Here is a 16272-nt window from a genome sequence, read left to right as displayed (position 1 = left end):
AATGGTAACGGTTAGAGGATGACATGCTACAAAACAAGCAGATTATCATCAGTACCTTCCGAGGCTATCTCGACTTTTTAGCCGAAAGCCAGCCCACCTTATCTCCCGAGGCCGCCTGTCAAATTGCGGCCACCTTGACCCAGGCCGAATTTAGCCTACAACTGGCAGAAAGCAGCCGTAAGGCCTCTTAGGTTGTCATGCTCGCGGTTTACGGTTTGCGGTTTACGGTTTTTCCTTGCACCGTACACCCTATAGAAACCCTTGAAAATCCCCAATAAAGGGCTGCCTTGAAGTAGGTGGCCCTTTAGTTTGAGGGGATCACACTGCGATCACCTCTATCGAAAGGTAAAACCCGACATAGGGTATAAGTAAACCAATCAGTAACTTATGAGTTTGATTACGAATCCCGTTCAACCAGGCCGGAAAAATACAAGACAGTCTTCAGGTTTTCCCGTAGTATCAGAAATGTGGCCGGTCTATCTAGAACAAGCCTTGGGAACGCTATTCCAGGGAAATTCTGTAGATCGAGATCAATGTGTATTTGATGAGAGGATAGCATCATGGCAAGCTACAAAGTTACGCTGGTCAACGAGTCAGAAGGTCTAAATCAAACTATCGAAGTTGAAGATGATACCTATATTCTGGACGCTGCTGAAGAGCAAGGCTTAGATTTGCCCTACTCCTGCCGTGCTGGCGCTTGTTCTACCTGTGCCGGTAAAATCACGGCTGGCAGTGTTGATCAGTCTGATCAGTCTTTCTTAGATGATGATCAAATTGGGGCTGGGTATGTGTTGACCTGTGTGGCCTATCCCACCTCTGACTGCACCATCATTACTCACCAAGAAGAAGAGCTTTACTAAGAACACGCATTCGAGAACGTATCCGAAAACTAGGTTTTTTGGACTATAGCTCAATGGGCTGCGACCGTTTTCGAAGATCTTTAAATTAGTTTGTCTTCAGCCATAGCAAGTTTGGTTATGGCTTGGTAAGAGCACTAGTTATCCCTTAGCGCCCTTGTTAGAGGGTTAAGGCTGATTGACTGACAAAAGTGTATAGCCCTCACCCTAAATCCCTCTCCCAGAGCGGGAGAGGGACTTTGAAAATCAAGCTACTTTTCCGGCTCCCCTTCGCCCCTTGTGGGAGAAGGGGTTGGGGGATGAGGGGAAACAAGATTTGTCAGTCAACTAGGGGTTAAGGTTAATACTCACTCAGTTAGTAAGCATTTTGAGCAATTGAAACTTGCGCTTGCTCTTTGGCTGGGGTAACAGTGAGGGGCTGACTAGCTAACAAACTCTGAAATAGCTCAATTAGGGAGGCATTCAAGTCAACGAATGCCTCCCTTGATTTTTATGGACTTGAGTCAAATTTTCACAAGTCTAATGATAGGAATCGGTTGAGCGAGTGGACGTTGCCCACTCAACTGTTCTCAACGGTCTCGGGCTACTTGGCTGCCGCCACGCATTGGTCAACCAAGGCTTTCACCTTATCGACGTTTTGCCAACCCAAAATTTCGGTGACTTTCTTCTCTAAGTTTTTGTAAGAGCGAAAGAACTCTGCAATTTCATCCAGCCGATGGGGCGCGACGTCATCCAGGGATTTCACCTCGGCATAGCGGGGATCTTCGGCCGGCACGCAAAGGATCTTTTCATCGCGATCGCCGCCGTCGATCATTTCCAGCATACCGATGGGGCGAGCCGCAATCACACAACCCGGGAATGTGGGCTGATCCATCAGCACCATACCGTCGAGGGGATCGCCATCGTCGGCCAGGGTGTTGGGCACAAAGCCATAGTCATAGGGGTAATGCACCGAAGAAAATAGCACCCGGTCGAGGATGAAGGCATTTAAGTCTTTGTCAAACTCGTACTTGTTTTTGCTGCCAGCCGGGATCTCGACCAGCACATTGATCAGCCCAGGTTCTGGTTGGGCAGGAATACGGGATAAATCCACAACGCTACTCCAATGGAAAAGACTTGAGTATTTTACGGGGCAGTGACCCCTTTTTCAGGAATTATTCCCTATCGTCGATCAGGGGTGGGCGTCGTAAACAAGACTGGATCCGGGGTAACGCCGGTGACCGTCGAGAAATGAGCCACCATAAAGAGCGGTAAGGTCAGGGTCAGAATCGCGATCGCCAGACCTAGCAGACTGGACAGTTTACTCGGAGGTTCCCCTCCAGGGGTATCAGGTTGACTGGCAGAATCCATACAGTGAAGTGTCTGAAAGCAGCAAGAAACGCAGTGTTGGCACCAGCAGGTGATCAAACCCTGCGCCTGGAAAGCCACAATGGCTAAGAACGATCGATCTAAGCGTACGTTGGCGTTCGCTTAGGGGCCATGGGGCTTAGGGTACAGATCAAAACCAGCCTACGAGTAGTTGTTTGGCGACAAGCAGGGCTTTTTGCGAAAAGCGGAACTGCCCGTCGAGGCTGGTATAGGAATTACATCAATTTGTCATGGGTACTTTCTCAGACAATCTTAAAGATCCTTCAAAAATAAATCGTTAGACAAATCACAAAGTAGCCACTCTCTTAACCAAGTCATTCCGTTGCTTGGGGAACAGTAGCCCCTGTAACCGTCTAGCCCGCGACCATAATCACAACCAATTAGCCATCTATACTAGCATTCCCGGCCAGGGGATGGGGATGACGGTTTGCCGACCCGAGAGCAGGAAACCTTAGGCAGGAGACGGTGATCCCATCTTTGCCATGGGCCCTGTACCTGTGGGACACCTTGCCTGTCAGGATTTATCCTGCTGGGCCTGCAGCAAATGATGAATCGCTTGAAGCTCATGCAAAATTTGCCGCATTAACGTTTGAGTCACGGTTTCTTCCGAAGGCTGCACCTGAATCGTCGGGTTTAAGCCCAAGACCTCCTCCGCAAACCGTCTGACTTCCTGGGGGTGAAATTCCAAAGGGTCATCTTTATCACGACGGATCTCTGGATTCAATTTCTTGGGATCGTAGGGCGGGTTGAGCAGTTCGGGATCCGTATTAGCATAGCGATAGACCGATGCCCGGGACCGATTGAGATATCGCTGCACATCCTCAATGTTCAACCGGTTCGTCGTTCCGTCTGCAGACACCTCACCTGGAGCACCCGAGAACGACGATAACAAGGATTCCCCTGGGCCAGGGGCAATAAAATCGGTATTCATGTCAGCAGGGGATGGAGTCCTCTGGCTACTTTATCAGGTTTGCAGTCACCCCTTGGGGCCAAAGACAAGACTGGCTAAAAAGGTGCTTAGGGTTTAGCTATCTGTGCTACAACCGTGGCACAGATTGGGGGATGGGGAGACATCATTGGTGAAACGTAAACAGATTGTGAAAGGCAAACGGCGATCGCATCAGGCCAAGCAACTCTCTATCTTGGCGGCAGGCATGTTTGCATTTGGGGCCTTGGTGGGTCTGACCGCCTCTGACTCTGCATCCGAAGTATCCCAGGGTAGCAACAATACCCATCTAGAGCCAGTGGTCAGAGGGGCACGGCTGCCCCAGCCCCTGGCCTTGAATGGTCGTCCCCAGCTCAACCCCATCCCTGCTACGGTCGATGTTTGGGACTGCCAGGTGGTAGTAGTCGGAGGTTCCCTTGGGGGGATCGCCGCTGCCGCCCATGCTATGGCTGGCGGTGCCCAGACCTGTTTAATCGAGGTTGCCCCCTGGCTGGGGGGACAAATCAGTGCCCAGGGGGTATCGGCCTTAGACGAGTCCCTGCGCATGCGTCTGAGCAATAGCTTTTCCCCTAGCTGGCTGCGCTTTCGCCAACTGATCAAGCAGCAGCCGGTGCCATTACCAGCCTGGAGCCCAGGCGGTAGCTCTCGCACCGTAGCCGACCTGAACAGCTGCTGGGTGGGCGGGCTCTGCTTCTCACCGATCGCTGGTGCTGCCGCTTCAGAGCAACTGTTGCAATCAGCCCATCAGGCCTCCCCAGATAGTCGTTGGGCTACTATGACCGCTTTCAAAGGGGCTGAATTTGATGTCACTGGGCGCCACATTACCGCTGTCTATGGGGTTCAACGCACCCCCCGAGATCCCAACTACTATCCTAAAGGGCGACTGTCTGCTGAGCTGGCTGACTGGTATAGCTGGTCGCCGACCGACAACTTCGACAAGTCTCCGGTGAAGCTACAGCCACCCCCAGGACAGTCGATGGTGGTGATCGATGCCACCGATACCGGGGAGCTGGTGGCCTGGGCCCAGGTGCCCTACCGCCTGGGGTCTGAATCTCGGGAAACCACTGGCGAACCGAATGCCGCCGCCTTTGATAACCCCGATTGCACCCAGGCCTTTACCTACACCTTTGGTCTGGCTATCCACGACGATGGTGGCGATAGTCTAGCCGCCCTGTCGCGACTGAGGACCACCTATGGGTTACACGAACACCAATCCGTGTTTGACCTGGAGGGCTTTCCGTTCTTTAGTGGCAAGAGCGTGTTCCACTATCGCCGCATTGTCAGCCAAACCCGCAACAATCCCTACACTGGCGCTCCAGCTCGGGGGGATATTTCCATGATCAACTGGACCCGGGGCAATGATTGGAACTGGATGGATCCGCCTCTGGTTTTGAAGCACCATGAGCTGGCGGCTTCAGGCCAGTACCAAAACTGGATGGGGGGCTTGTCTCAGTCGGCCTTGAAATTTGCTGAAGAACATGCCCTGATGTTTGCCCGTTGGTTGCTGGAAACCCAGTCCTCCGCCGATTACCCGCTGACGTATCTATACGGCTCTGACAGCCCGATGGGTACTCTGTCTGGGCTAAGCATGGTGCCCTACTTTCGAGAGGGGCGACGGATTTTAGGTCGTACTGCCTATGGCCAGGACGCGTTTATGCTGCGGGAAAACGATCTGCGCTATGACTTTCCTGAGCAGCGCAACTTTGCTCCCACCAGCGTGGGCACTACCCACTACGCTATCGACATCCACGGCTGCCGATACCGCAATTGGGGACCCTCTGGGGATGCGGTCAGTGCCCCAGCCCAAGAACCCCGGGTCCGCCCAATTCAAATTCCGCTTGAAAGCTTGATCCCCCAAGGGGTGGATAATCTGTTGATTGGCGGCAAAGCGATGGCAGCTACCCATATTGCCAATGCGTCTACTCGAATTCACTATGGCGAATGGCAAGCGGGGGCGGCTGCGGGGGTCACAGCCAGCTGGTTGATGGCCACGGATGCCCCGGTGAGCGATCCCCCCAGTATTGTGCCTGCCGGCACCATGGGCCAGCTACAGCAAACCATGGTGCAGCAGGGGCTAAGGTTGAGTTTCTAGTCCGGCCTGATAGGAGGGTGACAGGTATCAGGTGACAGGTATCAGGTGACAGGTATCAGGTTGTCAGGAAGGGTTGGTGACTTGTGCCGCAGGTAACGCCCTGGCTCAACTGCTGCCCTGGTCTTACTGAACCTTTATGATTTCCTGGTACGTTACTCGACGGTGCTGGCCTATTGTATTGGTGCCATGTGTCAAGCTCCCAGCAGGCTTGGGGTTCAGGAGTTATGAACGTTGGGGTATCCCAAAATAGAACCCTGAGATCTGTCCCGGAGGTCTAGACACAGGGGTACCCTGGGCTGGGCTTGTATGGTTTTGATGTCTTGACTGACGACCTTTAACCTAATTGGGAGAAACGTGATGGGTTTCCTGGGCAAGCTGTTTGGCAAAAAAGAAGAAGAGAAGGCAAAAGCCACCCCTAAGGTGGATGTGAAGAAAGCAGCGACTACGGCCAAAATTGAACCCGCCAAGGTGGGGTTAGACGGCAAGTTTGATGAGAGTGGTCTGGCTAAGCGGGTGGCCAAGGCCTTTGATGATGCCGGTATGGCTGATAACGTGGGGCTCTGGGTGGCCCAAACAGGATCAACGGTGGTGCTGAAATACAACCCAGATGCCAATGGGGTGTTAGACCAGGCCAAGAAAATCGCCATGACGGTGGACGGGGCCACTGCTGTTAAAACTGAACCCAATAGCTAGTGTTGAGTCAAGCCTAAAAATAGGATCCTGCAGGTTGGGTGGCGCGCCACCTAACCTGCCAGAACTGGCCAATCTGAAAGACTTGTTTTGTCACGAGTTCCAGAGGGACAAGATAGCAGCAACCAGGCGATCGCAGCAGAGAACCCCGAAGACCTCGCTGCTGTGATGCACGGGCCTCATGGTCCCACGTCAGGTAGTTGGTCAGGGTCAACGCCCTGCGATCGCAGGTAAGCTTCTAAACGCTCTCTGGCCTGCTGCTCCTGTTCTGCCCGCTGGCGTTCCTGTTCTGCCCGCTGGCGTTCCTGTTCTGCCCGCTGGCGTTCCTGTTCTGCCCGCTGATGTTCTACCTCTTCCGGCAGGGGAATCAGCTCTCCTGCTGCCGTAAACCAGCGCAACTGGCGGTCATAAATTCCCAGCTGTAACCCTAGCTGCTCACTGGGCAAGCGTCCATCCTCCACTGGCGTGATCGTTTCGTAGCGCCCATCCACAAGATGGAACCCAGCAAACTCTAGGGTTTCGGGGTGGAACCAGTAATACTCGGGTAGCCGCCACACATCCTGATACAGGGTTTTCTTGGCTCCCTTGTCTACCCTGGCGGTGGAGCTCGAGAGCAACTCAATCACGACATTGGGATATTTGCCACCCTCATCCCAAATGGCCCAACTACGGCGGTCTTTTTTTTCGGTTCCCAGTACCACAAACACATCTGGCCCACGAAAGTCCCGCGATTTTAGTTGTTGGGTGTTGTAGTAAACCGTTAGGTTGCCGGAAATGTAGAAGTCTTGGCGTTCGCGCCACCAGTGCTTTAGTAGCCGAATCAGTAGATCAATCTGATCGCGATGGAAATCGGTTTCCAAGGGGGGCTCATCACTGTAAAGGTTAGTCGGCGGCAGCTCAATGATGTCGGCGATGCTTTCACCGGTAGCGGGAGGATTTTGATCCACTCGAACCATAGCCAAACCCCCAGAATGGTTGGCTTTAGTATAGCCCACGGCATTTAATGAGCGGAGGCAGGTGATGAACGTTTGCGCCTCATGACCCTGGGGTCATACCTGTTGGCCTAAGCATCGACGGGGGTGGCGGGGGCGGGGGTTAGACGGGTAACCAGGGCGAGTTCCACCTGGTTTTCGGTGGGAGCATTGAGGTCGGCGCGGATGTTGGGGCCAAAGAAAGTTTCGATTTTGGCTTTTTTCTCTACCCAGGTGGAGAGCGGCACCGTGGGCGAGTCAAACTCCAGCACCAGGGCGTAGCAGCCATCCACGGCAATCTCTCGCACCCCGGTCAGCTCCGGGCATTCTTCTCCAGAGGGGCTAAGGCCAAGCTTTTGTAAGGCCACATCCAAATGGGCCTCCTGGCCATAGCGGTAGCGGGTCACATCCTGCCGCACCTGGTTTTGGGTGGGCGTGGCCTGGGTGGCCCGCAGGTTAAGTATTTCTGGGGGGGTGGGTTGGGTATAGGGGGCGGGCTCTAACTCCGCAGCTCGCAGGGCCAACCCCCCCAGCAAAATGGGAATGCCGTAGAAAAAACCGGCCAGGTTCAGGGTGGCATTATCCTGAAAGTAGGCGACAAACCCAACGACCGTGAGCACACCGCCCACCCCCAGCAGCACTAAACTGAGATTGATTCGCCCTAACATGGTGTCTTTAGCCTGAACGTCACTGTTATTTATCATGCCCCCTTCGGGGTGAGAACGGTAGGGCCAGTTCTAGAAGACGACAGCAAACCAGCGGCAACTGGCTTATCCTGTCAAAGAAGCGTTGTGAGCATAACCATGGAAGCACAGGTCATTCGCGATCGCATTACGACCATCAGAACCAAACGAGAAGCCCTGATTCGCCTGTTGGAACAGCCTGATCTGGGCACCCTGCGGATTGATGTGAACCAGGCCTTAGAAGAAATCGACGATTTGCTGGAAGAATTTGATCGCACCTTCCCGGCAGGATGATAGGTTGAATGCTGGATTTACATCGAGTTTTCATCCTGCCATGGCCACCAGCTACACCGTCGAGATTAACCATCAGGGCAAGACCCATACCATTACTGTTCCAGACGATAAGACTGTTTTGACCGCCGCCCAAGAGGCGGGGTTAGAGTTGCCGTTTTCTTGCAGTGCGGGGGTTTGCACCACCTGTGCGGCCCTAGTACTGGAAGGAAATGTTGATCAAACCGACGGTATGGGCGTTAGCCCTGATCTGCAAGCCCAGGGGTATGCCCTGCTTTGTGTGGCTTATCCCCGCTCTGACCTGAAAGTGGAAACTGAGAAAGAAGATATTGTCTACCAAAAGCAATTTGGCCAAGGGTAATCCCAGCGTAGGGACGCCCCAGGGCAAAGTCGATATCTTGGCCATACTGACGTAGAAGCAAAGGCGGTAGGTCCATGGCCCTAGTCACACAGTTCATCACCCTGGAGATCAGCTTGGTTGATGCCCAGGGTGACTTGGTTGCCTGGGTTGAAGCCGCCCTGGCTGAGCAGGGGTATCCCCTGCGCTGGGCGATCACCCACGTCGACCCTGGTTCCCGTATGGCCACGGTGGAAGCTGTAGTCACCGTTCAGTCTTAATGCTGTTTGGCTCACCTATGGTTCAGGATATGTGCCACCGCCGTCCCTATACGGCTGTTTTAGTGGTGCCCACCGGCATTGGGGCCGCCATTGGTGGCTATGCCGGGGATGCCCTACCTGTGGCTCGGGGGCTGGCTGCGGTGGTGGACACCCTGATCACCCATCCCAACGTGATGAATGGGGCTCAGCTATATTGGCCCGTAGCCAACGCGCTCTATGTGGAAGGGTATGGTCTAGATCAGTTTGCCGCTGGCCGGTGGGGGTTACGCCCGGTCCATGGCAATCGCATCGGCCTAGTTCTTGACCAGGGCATTGAAACCGAACTGCGCTGGCGACACCTGCAAGCGGCTGAGGCTACTCGGGCTACCTTGGGGTTAAATCTGACCGATTATGTGGTCACGGACGCCCCTTTGGGGGTAGCACTACGTACAGCCGTGTCGGGGGCCACCTGGGGCACTATCCAGCAGCCGGACGCCTTGCTACGGGCCGTAGAGAAAGCTTTGGCCGCAGGCGCTACGGCGATCGCTGTGGTGGCTCGTTTTCCCGATGACACCGATGACACGGTTCTGCAAAACTATCGCCAGGGCCAAGGGGTGGATCCTCTCGCTGGGGCTGAAGCGGTGATTAGCCATCTAGTGGTACGCACCTTCCAAGTGCCCTGCGCCCATGCCCCTGCCCTCAGCCCATTGCCCTTAGATCCCAAAATTTCCCCTAAGTCTGCGGCCGAGGAAATCGGCTATACTTTCCTACCCTGTGTGCTAGCCGGGCTCAGCCGAGCCCCCCAGTTTGTCATGACGACCGCCCAGGGAACGGCTCTTTGGGCCGATCAGGTGGATGCCATTATTGCCCCCACCAGTGCCTGGGGAGGGAGCGCCGTCTTAAGCCTCAGCCGTCCAGGCGTCCAGGCGATCGCCGTAGATGCCAATACCACGACCCTGGACGTACCCGCCGCTACCCTTGGCTTGCCAGTGGTGCGAGTGGCCTCTTACCTAGAGGCTATTGGCCTGATTGCCGCCCACCGGGCGGGGGTACACGCTCACGCCTTAACCGCCCAAGTGCCTAGGTTGCAGGTGGTAGGCCAAGGTTTTCCTCCCTTAGACAGATAGAACCTCGTAATTCATGTCGATAGAATTAGAAGTATTCATTATTATCACTGTCAAGCTGAGTTAAGCCTTAGGTTTCATCATCGGTAGTGCGGATGGTTTGTGGCTGCTTTAGGGCCTCAGTAAAGCCACTGGACAGGTGACCGGTGAACTTTATGCCGGGTTAGTCAGGCTACCGACAATTATCGCTTAGGCGGCGTCAGGTTAACTGTTTCCAGGCTTGGCCCGACTGTCACCCGAGGAGCACCTATGGAAGATCGGATTGTTAACGTTTTGCTGGTGGAGGACGATGAAGTGGACGTCATGAACGTCCAGCGAGCCTTTAAACGCAGCAACATCACCAACCCGCTCTATGTTGCCAACAATGGTCTGGAAGCCTTAAGTATGTTGCGAGGCAACGATGATAGGTATGACCGCATTCCTGGCCACCGGCGGATTATCTTGCTAGACATCAACATGCCGAAAATGAATGGCATTGAGTTTTTACACGAGCTGCGTCAAGATGACGAGCTGAGTGCCACCCCAGTGGTTGTGTTGACTACTTCTGATGAGGACCAAGACCGGGTGGAAGCTTACCGGTTGAACGTGGCTGGTTATATTCTCAAACCTGTCACCTTCACCAACTTTGCCGAGGTGATGGCAGCCCTGAACAAATATTGGGCTCTGTGTGAAATTCCTTAAGTTACTTACCCCTAGCTCCTGGATTACCATAGGTAGGACCATTGCCAATGCAAGCAATTCCTAAAGGGTGGGCCGCCGCCATGGCTAAGGAGCTAACGATTTTGTTGGTGGACGATGATGAAGTCGATCGGATGGCGATTGGTCGTGCTCTGAAGCAAGCGGATTTACAGGTCACCATCACTGAAGTCACGAACGCCGAGAAGGCCCGGGAAGCGTTGGGTACCCAACGATATGACTGTGTCTTTCTGGACTATCGCTTACCTGAACAGGATGGCTTATCGCTGATTCGTCAACTGCGATCGGAAGGGGTGGCGATTCCGCTGATTGTGCTGACTGGGCAAGGGGACGAAGAAATTGCTGTCGATTTGATGAAAGCTGGGGCCAATGATTATTTGGTCAAGCCTCGGGTTTCCCCTGACCGACTGGCGTCGTTGTTGCGCAACGCGATGCGGGTCTACGAGGCCGAGCAGCGAGAGGCCGAAGCCCGAGCTAAGCTCCACCAAACGAACGCTTTGTTGACGCTGCAAAATCAAGAACTGGAACGCCAGCGCCAATATATTCAAGACCAAAACTTAGAATTGTTGGAGGCCTACCGGGTGAAGTCGGAATTTTTGGCCACCATGTCCCACGAATTGCGCACCCCCTTGAATGCGATTCTGGGATTTTCGCAAATTCTGGACACCCAGGCCAAAGGGCCACTAAACGACTATCAGGCTGAAATGATCAAGCGTATTTTTACCAACGGTAAAAATTTGCTAAACCTAGTCAATGATATTCTTGACCTCTCCAAGTTAGAAGCTCAACGGCTCAGCCTAACCCCTGCCCCCGTTGATTTACATCGCCTGGTGATGGCGACCCTGTCTGATCTCCAGTCCCTAGCGAGTGAGAAGCAGCTTACCCTGGATACTCAGCTGACCCTAGAAAACCCCATTGTGGTGAATGACGAGCACCGGCTGCGGCAGGTGTTGGTGAATTTAGTCTCCAATGCGATTAAATTTACCGATCGCGGTGCCATTCGGATCAGTGTTACCGCCAAAGATGCTGACACCATTACGTTAACTGTTGCCGATACTGGTGTCGGCATTGATGCCGACCACCTACCCCATATCTTCGAGGCGTTCCGTCAAATTGACCAAACTATCCGTCGTCGTAATTCTGGTACTGGCCTTGGGTTAGCGATTATCCATTCCCTCGTGAGCTTAATGGGAGGGAGGATTACCGTGGATAGCCAACTGGGGCAGGGCACCACCTTTGCGGTCCATCTACCCCGACAGATTCAAGGCAGCAGCAATCCATAACCCGCCGAAATCCCTCTGGTCGGGGGGGATAGACCATGGGAGAATGGTAGTAACGATTTCCCCTAAGAATTTAGCCTGTGAAAGCTCTTGTAATCGGCAATGGTGGCCGTGAACACACCCTAGCCTGGTGCCTGTTGCAGTCTGCGGATGTGACGGAGGTGGTGTGCATCCCTGGTAATGGCGGCACTGCGACGTTACCCCAATGCCGGAACCTGGCCATGACCCTGGATGACTTTCAGGGCATTGCTCGTTTTGCCCTGGTGAATAATTTTACCCTGGTGGTGGTTGGCCCAGAGCAACCGTTAGCCGCAGGCATTACCGACTACTTGCAGGGGCAGGGTTTAAAGGTGTTTGGCCCTAACCAGGCAGGCGCCCAAATTGAGGCTAGCAAAGCCTGGTCTAAGGCGTTCATGGTTGAAGCCGGTATTCCTACGGCCCGGGCGGAAGTGTTTACTGACCTGAACCCAGCCCTAGCCTACGTGGAACAGCGAGGGACCCCAATTGTAATTAAGGCCGATGGTTTGGCAGCGGGTAAAGGGGTGACAGTGGCCACCACCCTCAACGATGCCATCCAGGCATTGAAAGCGGCCTTTAGTGGCAAGTTTGGGGTGGCGGGCCAGACCGTTGTGGTAGAAGATGTTTTGCTTGGGCAAGAGGCGTCAGTGCTGGCGGTTACCGATGGCACCACCATTCGCCCCCTGCTGCCAGCTCAAGATCATAAGGCGATTGGGGAGGGGGACACAGGCCCTAATACCGGTGGCATGGGCGCCTATGCCCCAACCCCGGTGGTGACCCCCGAGATTATGACCCAGGTGCAGCGACAAGTGCTGGAACCGGCGATCGCAACCTTAGGGCATCGAGGCATCCACTACTGTGGAATTCTCTATGCCGGATTAATGATTTCACCGGAAGGGGTTCCCAATGTGGTGGAGTTTAACTGCCGCTTTGGCGATCCCGAGACCCAGGCGGTGCTGCCCCTGCTGGAAACCCCGCTGCACCAGGTGATGCTGGCCTGCATTGAGGGGCGCCTGGCCGACTTTCCCCCCTTGCAGTGGAAACCGGGGGCCGCCGCCTGCGTTGTGGTGGCCGCCGAAGGATACCCAGATAAGTACCCTAAGGGGATGGAGATTTTTGGCTTAGCAGAAGCCGCGGCCACCGACGCCCTGGTCTTTCAGGCTGGCACTCGCCGCCAGGGCAACGCCATTGTCTCAGATGGGGGCCGGGTGCTGGGGGTCACTGGCCTCGGGGATAGCTTTAAAGCTGCGATCGCCAATGCCTACACCGCCGTTGATCATATCTGCTTTGAAAATATGTACTACCGTCGCGATATCGGCTATCGAGTCATGGGATAGCCTTGGCGCTGATGTTTGGCGACATTTTGGCGACATCAACTGTCATAGTCGGGGGCTGCGGGGTTAGCAGGGAGGTATATCGTTAGATCACTTGGCAGCTTTCCCCTGACTTAGATATCATCAAACTATCTGAGTCATGTTTAGCAAATGCTTCGAAAAGTAGATCTCTGTAAGCAGATCTTCGCTTTTGTTTACGGTGTCACAGATGTTTATGGTGTCACGGAGTGTTCCTATGGCTTACCCAATCAAGCTTTTACCAACCTTGGCCGGTTCCCTAGCCGTTCTGGGGGTTGTAGCTGCTGCCCCAACGGCCCTGGCTACAGATACCGATCCTAATCGTGCTCCTGTGGTCGATACCAACACCGGGTTCGGTAGCAGTGATAGCCGTGGCGGTGGCCTGTTTGGGGAATCATCCAATCCGATGGATCTGCTGCACCGGGCAGTCCTGATGAATGAAACCAGCTTATCTGACTTTAGTCGTCAAAACCAAGGACGAATGACCACTGAAGCCGATCGCTTTCGCAGCTTGCAGCAGGAAGCAATGCGTCAGCAATCCCCGGGCACCCTTGATGTCGAGGCAACAGAGCCAGCCGAGCCTAACCCCTTTTAATCATCATCGGCCCAGATGGGCACCTACGTTTGGTCTACGGAGAGACGTTCTGACTGCTGGCCAAGATTTCTTGGCCGACAGCCTTATAGTCCTGCCAACCGGCTTCTGCCTTAGGGTCTTTAACGCTGTAAATCACTTGACCGGCTTGGGCGGCTTTTTGAAACGCCGCATAGCGACGGATCCCTCCTTCCAGTACCGGTAAATCGGTCTTGGCTAACATGGCCCTGACTTCCTCCCCTGCTTTACTGGGGCGAGGGGGAATGGCGGTCAATAGAATTTTGTAGGTTTTGATCTGCTGGCTCACTAGATATTGCACCATCAGAGCCAGGGCATCCAGGGCCAAAATGTCAGGGGTGGTGGGCAAAATCAGCAGGTCACAGGCATTGGCTAGCAGCACCAGGTCATCGGCCATGGGCCGGGCTGGGGTGTCGATCACCACATGACCATAGGGCCGGAGCGGCTCGGTGGCTTGCCATTCATCCACCACCCGAAAGGGCAGGTCTCCTCGACTGGCCCAGGCTAAGGCAGACCGATTAGGGTCAGCATCGATCAATAGGGTCTCAGCGCAGCCCTGCAAAAAGGCGGCCAGGTGAATGGCTGTGGTGGTTTTGCCTACGCCTCCCTTGAAGCTGGCGACGGTGATGATCATGGTGGTAGCGGGCTAAGCGCTGAGACTTTAAAGGCTAGACTGGGCCATAGAGCTCGAATGAGAGCGGTTATTCATGGTTATTCATCGACAGCCATTAACGATAAAGTAAACAAAAGTATGACGGTTACTCAAGGGTGGCGGACGGGTCAGCCTCTCCTGATCGCGATCGCTCAGTCATCTACCCTTTTCCTGGTTTCATGGTCCCCTGTACATTCCGGCTCGATCTGCCCCATCCGCAGGCCACGAAAAACCTGGGCCAATCCCTGGGTCAGCACTGCCCAGCGGGTATGATTTTGCTGCTGTCGGGGGATCTGGGGGCAGGCAAAACCACCTTGGTGCAGGGTATTGGGGCCGGATTAGGCCTTGTTGAGCCAATCGCCAGCCCCACCTTTACCCTAGTGAACGAGTACCTGGAAGGCCGCATTCCCCTCTACCATGTTGACCTATATCGCCTTAGCCCAGCTGAAGCCGTCTCCCTTTATCTCGATAGCTATTGGGATCCGCTGGAAACCACCCCTGGGTTAGTGGCGATTGAATGGGGCGATCGCCTGTGGCCCCCTCCCCCCGATGCCCTAGAGATCACCCTCACCGACACTGCCGCAGGGGGCCGCCAAGCGACCCTGGTGGCCATCACCCCTGACCATGTCACCCTACTGGAGAACTTGCCGGACCATGGCCTACTGGTTAATGAAGTCTGAACCCGATGTATACAGCATTGATGACCTAAAGCGGGATAACACTGAGCTTTGGGATGGGGTGCGTAACTATCAGGCGCGCAATTTTCTAACCAGCATGGCGGTGGGAGATTTAGCCTTTTTCTACCATTCCAACACTAAACCCCCTGGCATTGTGGGCCTGATGGATGTGGTCGAGACCCAAGTGGTTGACCCTACCCAGTTTGACTCAGCCAGTCCCTACTATGACCCTAAGTCATCGCCAGAACAGCCCCGTTGGCACACAGTGACGGTCGGTTACAAAGAAACCTTTGCCCCCGGCATCACCCTAGACCAAATGAAAGCCGCCTTTACGCCCGAGGACCTGTGGGTGGTGCGCCGGGGCAACCGCCTCTCGGTGATGCCTGTGGCTGATGCGGTGGCCGCCAGGCTTTTGGCCATGGCCCGTGGCCAGGATAAGCCGTAAGCTGATCGGACGATTCACCAAAGCACCATGTGGATGGACCTATTGTAAAACTGGCCGCCTGTTTCCGGGCTGGAGGCCGTAGGACTGAAGTCATCAGTACCCCCCAAACTACGGTAATTGCTATGTTGGCTGACTTACCCCCCCTGTACCGCTCGGCTTGTCTTCAAGCCTTGATTGGTCAGACCCTATCCTTAGGAGAATTAGCCCCAGAGGTAGAGACGATTATTGCTAACATTCAAGAACAATCTAACCTCACCCCCCTAGAGTTAGATCTGATCGATCGCTTGCAGCATGCCTTAGCCCAAGGCCAAGTCTTACAGGGGGCGTGGGTGCCGATTCGAGTGTGAAACCCTATGCGCTTGCCCGATGAACCGGAAACCCCTGCAAGCATCAACATCGTGCCGATGATTGATGTGGTGTTTGCGGTGCTGGCCTTTTTTATTATTTCCAGTCTGTTTTTAACCCGCAACGAAGGGTTGCCTGTGACCCTGCCAGGGGCACAAACGGCCGAGGGGCAGCCCCAACAGCGACTGGTGGTCACCCTCGATTCCAGTGGCCAGGTGCTGATTGGCGATCGCCCCTATGACGACAACCAGCTGCTAGCAGCCGTACAGACGTTGATCACCGATACTGAAGGGAGCTTGGTGGTAATTCGGGCTGATGCCAGTGTCCCCCATGGCCGGGTTGTCACGGTGATGGATCAACTGAGAACCCTAGAGGGAGTGCAGTTAGCCATTGCCACCCAACCCCATGACGCCTTGGCCCCTGACCCGTGAAGTCACAGCCACCCATGAATTAACCTGACAAATGCATTAGCCTATAGAAGCGCAGTCCAGGCCGCTATACCCCACATTCCGCCCTTTGAAGTGTCACATTAGGAATTAAGACGGCATACTTTCAGAGGTGATGAAACGGAGGCCAGT

General features: G+C 54.5%; 22 protein-coding genes. 16 read left to right on the top strand and 6 right to left on the bottom strand.

Annotated elements, in window-relative coordinates; translation table 11 throughout:
- The first annotated feature begins 23 nt into the window (after window positions 1-23).
- Together E1H13_RS07065 and E1H13_RS07060 are read left to right on the top strand one after the other, a co-directional pair.
- On the top strand, window positions 24-191 hold the full coding sequence (locus tag E1H13_RS07065; RefSeq protein ID WP_169612704.1) for a hypothetical protein: 168 nt from the start codon (window positions 24-26) through the stop codon (window positions 189-191).
- 369 nt (window positions 192-560) lie between these two features.
- Window positions 561-860: a ferredoxin gene (locus E1H13_RS07060; protein WP_169612703.1), complete on the top strand. Its 300-nt coding sequence runs from the start codon at window positions 561-563 to the stop codon at window positions 858-860.
- Between the two features lie 580 nt (window positions 861-1440).
- Here the strand turns inward: E1H13_RS07060 and E1H13_RS07055 are convergent.
- The 3 genes from E1H13_RS07055 to E1H13_RS07045 form a co-directional block, all read right to left on the bottom strand.
- The gene (locus tag E1H13_RS07055; RefSeq protein ID WP_169612702.1) at window positions 1441-1950 is read right to left on the bottom strand and encodes an inorganic diphosphatase; all 510 of its coding nucleotides are present in this window, start codon (window positions 1948-1950) and stop codon (window positions 1441-1443) included.
- A gap of 68 nt (window positions 1951-2018) precedes the next feature.
- Window positions 2019-2207 (bottom strand): hypothetical protein, encoded by a 189-nt coding sequence (locus tag E1H13_RS07050; RefSeq protein WP_169612687.1) that lies wholly within the window; start codon window positions 2205-2207, stop codon window positions 2019-2021.
- Between the two features lie 532 nt (window positions 2208-2739).
- A complete protein-coding gene (locus E1H13_RS07045; RefSeq protein ID WP_240966511.1) occupies window positions 2740-3156 on the bottom strand; it encodes a resolvase in 417 nt (138 codons plus the stop codon).
- Between the two features lie 148 nt (window positions 3157-3304).
- On the opposite strand from E1H13_RS07045, the gene E1H13_RS07040 reads away from it, so the two are divergent.
- Together E1H13_RS07040 and E1H13_RS07035 are read left to right on the top strand one after the other, a co-directional pair.
- On the top strand, window positions 3305-5263 hold the full coding sequence (locus tag E1H13_RS07040) for an FAD-dependent oxidoreductase (RefSeq protein WP_347404131.1): 1959 nt from the start codon (window positions 3305-3307) through the stop codon (window positions 5261-5263).
- A 357-nt stretch (window positions 5264-5620) separates the two neighbouring features.
- Window positions 5621-5956 (top strand): hypothetical protein, encoded by a 336-nt coding sequence (locus E1H13_RS07035; RefSeq protein WP_169612701.1) that lies wholly within the window; start codon window positions 5621-5623, stop codon window positions 5954-5956.
- A 176-nt stretch (window positions 5957-6132) separates the two neighbouring features.
- On the opposite strand, the gene E1H13_RS07030 is transcribed toward E1H13_RS07035, so the two are convergent.
- Both E1H13_RS07030 and E1H13_RS07025 read right to left on the bottom strand, forming a co-directional pair.
- Complete coding sequence (locus E1H13_RS07030) at window positions 6133-6909, bottom strand: Uma2 family endonuclease (protein ID WP_169612700.1); 777 nt, start codon at window positions 6907-6909, stop codon at window positions 6133-6135.
- Window positions 6910-7016: 107 nt separating this feature from the next.
- Complete coding sequence (locus tag E1H13_RS07025; protein ID WP_169612781.1) at window positions 7017-7592, bottom strand: DUF2854 domain-containing protein; 576 nt, start codon at window positions 7590-7592, stop codon at window positions 7017-7019.
- Window positions 7593-7727: 135 nt separating this feature from the next.
- On the opposite strand from E1H13_RS07025, the gene E1H13_RS07020 reads away from it, so the two are divergent.
- The 8 genes from E1H13_RS07020 to E1H13_RS06985 all read left to right on the top strand — a co-directional run bounded on the left by E1H13_RS07020 (window position 7728) and on the right by E1H13_RS06985 (window position 13560).
- The gene (locus E1H13_RS07020; RefSeq protein WP_169612699.1) at window positions 7728-7901 is read left to right on the top strand and encodes a hypothetical protein; all 174 of its coding nucleotides are present in this window, start codon (window positions 7728-7730) and stop codon (window positions 7899-7901) included.
- 40 nt (window positions 7902-7941) lie between these two features.
- Window positions 7942-8259: a 2Fe-2S iron-sulfur cluster-binding protein gene (locus tag E1H13_RS07015; protein WP_169612698.1), complete on the top strand. Its 318-nt coding sequence runs from the start codon at window positions 7942-7944 to the stop codon at window positions 8257-8259.
- Between the two features lie 74 nt (window positions 8260-8333).
- Entirely contained in the window at window positions 8334-8516 is a 183-nt protein-coding gene (locus E1H13_RS07010; protein ID WP_169612697.1) for a hypothetical protein, read from the top strand.
- A 17-nt stretch (window positions 8517-8533) separates the two neighbouring features.
- A complete protein-coding gene (locus E1H13_RS07005) occupies window positions 8534-9622 on the top strand; it encodes a DUF3326 domain-containing protein (RefSeq protein WP_169612696.1) in 1089 nt (362 codons plus the stop codon).
- A 246-nt stretch (window positions 9623-9868) separates the two neighbouring features.
- Entirely contained in the window at window positions 9869-10300 is a 432-nt protein-coding gene (locus E1H13_RS07000; protein WP_169612695.1) for a response regulator, read from the top strand.
- A gap of 47 nt (window positions 10301-10347) precedes the next feature.
- Window positions 10348-11598 carry an ATP-binding protein gene (locus E1H13_RS06995; protein ID WP_240966510.1) on the top strand — a complete coding sequence of 417 codons (1251 nt, stop codon included), beginning with the start codon at window positions 10348-10350 and terminating at the stop codon, window positions 11596-11598.
- Window positions 11599-11675: 77 nt separating this feature from the next.
- Window positions 11676-12950, top strand: a complete 1275-nt coding sequence (gene purD, locus E1H13_RS06990) for a phosphoribosylamine--glycine ligase (protein ID WP_169612694.1) — start codon at window positions 11676-11678, stop codon at window positions 12948-12950.
- Window positions 12951-13182: 232 nt separating this feature from the next.
- Entirely contained in the window at window positions 13183-13560 is a 378-nt protein-coding gene (locus tag E1H13_RS06985) for a hypothetical protein (protein ID WP_169612693.1), read from the top strand.
- 34 nt (window positions 13561-13594) lie between these two features.
- Here E1H13_RS06985 and E1H13_RS06980 read toward each other — a convergent pair whose 3' ends face one another.
- Window positions 13595-14209: a ParA family protein gene (locus E1H13_RS06980; protein ID WP_169612692.1), complete on the bottom strand. Its 615-nt coding sequence runs from the start codon at window positions 14207-14209 to the stop codon at window positions 13595-13597.
- A gap of 197 nt (window positions 14210-14406) precedes the next feature.
- On the opposite strand from E1H13_RS06980, the gene tsaE reads away from it, so the two are divergent.
- From tsaE to E1H13_RS06960, 4 genes are all read left to right on the top strand, one after another.
- Window positions 14407-14907, top strand: a complete 501-nt coding sequence (gene tsaE / locus E1H13_RS06975; protein WP_169612691.1) for a tRNA (adenosine(37)-N6)-threonylcarbamoyltransferase complex ATPase subunit type 1 TsaE — start codon at window positions 14407-14409, stop codon at window positions 14905-14907.
- Window positions 14882-15349: an EVE domain-containing protein gene (locus E1H13_RS06970; protein WP_169612690.1), complete on the top strand. Its 468-nt coding sequence runs from the start codon at window positions 14882-14884 to the stop codon at window positions 15347-15349. The genes tsaE and E1H13_RS06970 overlap by 26 nt, the downstream gene beginning before the upstream one ends.
- 122 nt (window positions 15350-15471) lie before the next feature.
- Window positions 15472-15696, top strand: a complete 225-nt coding sequence (locus E1H13_RS06965; protein WP_169612689.1) for a hypothetical protein — start codon at window positions 15472-15474, stop codon at window positions 15694-15696.
- A 6-nt stretch (window positions 15697-15702) separates the two neighbouring features.
- Window positions 15703-16125 carry a biopolymer transporter ExbD gene (locus E1H13_RS06960; protein WP_169612688.1) on the top strand — a complete coding sequence of 141 codons (423 nt, stop codon included), beginning with the start codon at window positions 15703-15705 and terminating at the stop codon, window positions 16123-16125.
- Window positions 16126-16272 lie beyond the last annotated feature (147 nt).

This window comes from Nodosilinea sp. P-1105 (genome assembly GCF_012911975.1).
In the GTDB taxonomy this organism is placed as follows: domain Bacteria; phylum Cyanobacteriota; class Cyanobacteriia; order Phormidesmidales; family Phormidesmidaceae; genus Nodosilinea.
Note: the sequence above shows the minus strand (reverse complement) of the source record. Positions and strands in the feature narration are given on the sequence as shown.